Origin of the sequence: Asaia sp. SF2.1 (assembly GCF_000505765.1) — a bacterium.
Classification (GTDB): Bacteria; Pseudomonadota; Alphaproteobacteria; order Acetobacterales; family Acetobacteraceae; genus Asaia; species Asaia bogorensis.
On the sequence record NZ_AYXS01000016.1, the window covers coordinates 28640 to 29812 of the forward strand.

Here is a 1173-nt window from a genome sequence, read left to right on the forward strand (position 1 = left end):
CATCATCAGGAAAGCTTGGTGCCCCGCCGGACTCTCCGGCGCATAAGGCTGTGTTCGATGCTGTTCCGACCCCGACGACAAGCAGCATACCTGCAACGATCCCGGGGTGTCGGAAAGTTATCATTTGATGTTCCCATATTTGTTATTTCATTACGCTGAGCCTATTGAATATTTTCGTGATATTACAAGCAACAATCACAATAAATACCGATAATACGTAGAACAGAAACAATATAAAATTATAATACGATACTGCAAAGAAGCAGATTGCTGCGCCGGCCAGGGCAATAGCGGGCAGCACGGGATAGAAAGGTGCCTTGTAGCTGCGTTCCATCTGCGGTTCGCGCCAGCGCAGAACAAAGAGACTGATCATGCTCATCCCGTACATGGTGAGCGCGCCAAAGACCGAAAGCGTGACCAATGTGGCTGTCAGGGGTTGCCCCCCAATCGAGACGAGATCATCTGCATAGATGGCGATGATACCGATAAGGCTTCCCGCCATGGTCGCGCGATGCGGTGTGTGAAATCTGGGATGAAGCGTCCCGAGGAAACCAGGCAATATACCGCCACGGGCCAGAGCGAAGATCTGGCGTGCAAATCCCATGATAATACCGTGCAGTGAGGCGACCAGGCCAAACAGTCCCAGCCAGACGAGCATGGAAAGCCACGGGCTGTGAGGGCCGACAACCCGTTTCATGGCCTGGGGCAGCGGGTCGTTGAGATTGGCAAGCGCCTTCCAGTCCCCCGAGCCACCCGCGAAGACCATGACGCCAAAGGCGAGGGCGACCAGCGTCAGCACACCTGCCGTATAGGCCAGCGGTATGGCGCGTCGAGGGTCGCGCGCTTCCTCCGCCGCCATCGCCACCCCCTCAATGGCGAGAAAGAACCATATGGCGAAAGGGATGGCGGCAAACATGCCGCCCATCGCTACAATACCGAAATGAGGCGCACTTCCCCAGCCATCGAGCATGAAATGCGCCCATGAGAATGAGGGCGCAACGACTGCCATGAACACAAGCAGTTCGATGATTGCAGCTATCGTTACGAACAACTCGAAAGTCGCCGCGATGTGAACGCCGACAATATTGAGAATCATGAAAAGTAGATAGGCACCGGTCGCGGCAGCCTTTGGCGGGATGCCGGGAAACTGCACATTGAGATAAGCCCCGATGG

At 55.2% G+C, this 1173-nt stretch carries 1 protein-coding gene; it reads right to left on the minus strand.

What is annotated here, in order from left to right; genetic code table 11:
* Window positions 1–142 precede the first annotated feature (142 nt).
* The coding region (locus P792_RS28660; protein WP_035439900.1) for an amino acid permease at window positions 143–1173 on the minus strand (1031 nt) is incomplete at its 5' end.